This is a genomic window from Myroides indicus, assembly GCF_004364575.1.
GTDB lineage: Bacteria > Bacteroidota > Bacteroidia > Flavobacteriales > Flavobacteriaceae > Flavobacterium > Flavobacterium indicum_A.
The window spans coordinates 1-1,744 of sequence record NZ_SOAG01000071.1 but is presented as its reverse complement, the minus strand read 5'-3'; the positions used below and the strand labels follow the sequence as shown (position 1 = coordinate 1,744).

General features: G+C 37.8%; 3 protein-coding genes. All 3 read left to right on the top strand.

Features of this window, described 5'->3' with window-relative positions:
* Nucleotides 1–344 (top strand): T9SS type A sorting domain-containing protein (locus C8P70_RS13695; protein ID WP_133713855.1); only part of this gene is annotated, 344 nt, incomplete at its 5' end.
* A gap of 23 nt (nucleotides 345–367) precedes the next feature.
* A complete protein-coding gene (locus tag C8P70_RS13690) occupies nucleotides 368–607 on the top strand; it encodes a hypothetical protein (protein ID WP_133713854.1) in 240 nt (79 codons plus the stop codon).
* Between the two features lie 115 nt (nucleotides 608–722).
* The coding region (locus C8P70_RS13685) for a hypothetical protein (RefSeq protein WP_133713853.1) at nucleotides 723–1,744 on the top strand (1,022 nt) is incomplete at its 3' end.

Sequence of the window (1,744 nt, the reverse complement as noted above, 5' to 3'; positions counted from 1 at the left end):
ACAACGATTTGGGGTTAGATCCTTTAATCAGTACTGGTGAAGCCGATTTTTTTGTTGCCAAACTGGCAAACAGCGAATGCGGTTCGGGCAATATGGGTACGGATGAGTTTAATAAACTGTCGTTTAATGTCTATCCCAACCCAACCACGGGTATTGTTAATGTACAAACTACAGATACCCTGTTGGGTTACACGATATATGATATGAGCGGTAAACAGATTGCACAAAGTTTGTTTGCAGGCAACAACCAGATAAATCTGGAAAACACCAGCAACGGCGTGTATTTTATTGTTATTACCACGGTTGAAGGCAATAGTGGAACGGTTAAGGTGGTAAAAAAATGAAACAACTAAAAGCCTAACAAACTATGAAACAAAAAATACACATATCCTTTTATACTGAAGCGTCACTACGAGTAGCGGAGCGTATCGAAAAGTCAGCCTCTCATTTTCAAATTCCCAAATTAATAAATTTCCAAATTCTTCTATTCTGTATTCTGTATTCTCTATTTTCAATATCTGTCAACGCCCAGCAATCTCAACCTTATGAATGGAAATGGGCAATGAATGGCGGAGGAAGATGGGGGGGATTAGGAGGGGGGGGGTAGGGATGAAAAAATCCATGATATAAAGGTAGGAACCGATAATAATTACTATTTTATAGCTACTTTAAAAGGACCTTCCGGTGTAATTCATAACGGTGCATGGACACCCTCAACCCAATTGGACGGCGTACCGGTTCCGGCATACAATACTTCAAATGCTCGGGAAGGAGGAACTAAAGATATTTTTTTGTTTTCTACCACTTGTGAGGGAGAAGTACGGTGGAGCCAGACCATAGGCGGGTGGATGGATGACGATGCATATAATTTAGTATTAGATAACCAAAACAATGTGTATGTGGGGGTTAATGTCAGGAATGACAGCCCCGGTGATGGACCGGGAATCCGACCTCCTTTGCACTTTACAGAAACTGATTCCGTTCCTTTTGCAGACCGGAAAAATAATGCAGAAATTCCACAGGAGGGGTTTAAAACAACCTATCTGGTCAAATATAATAGTGACGGACAACTGATGAAAAGAGTTGCTTTGCAAGGTGATGTTAATAGTTCTAATTTTAATTCTCACGTATTTAATTTAGTTATTGGAGATAATAAGTTGCATTTTATAATATGTTTATTAAATGGTACGCATTTAGATGGAAATCTAACGGTTACTGATAGTTCCTATTTTTTTAAATATTATCTTGTTCAATATGATCTCAATTTAAATTATGTAAATGTCTTTGAATTACCTGTGACACAAGAAACAGGTTTTTCTATAGAAAATGCACTTCATTTTGCCTATGACACAAACAAAAATCAGTATTATATAGCTGGAGAAAGAAGGGGATCACCGCGTGCACCTTTAACGTATGATGGGCAGGCTATTGTGAATCGTTCATATATTATTGCTATTAATGGGGATAATGGCAGTAAAAAATGGATAAGGGAGATTCATGCTGTCACACCCTCAGGTCATTTGAATGCTAATCGAATATTCAGTTTAACTTTAGATAAAAACTCCAATGTTTATATAGGAGGAAGTTTTCACACTCATAATTTACCAAACGTAAAAATATATGATCCGGCAGACTCTTCTGTTACTCCTTATTTTTTTACTCCGAGTGTTACTTCAACTATTCCGATGATCACCAAATTTAACAGTTCTGGTGATGTGCAGTGGGTACAATCGATAGCTGGGTT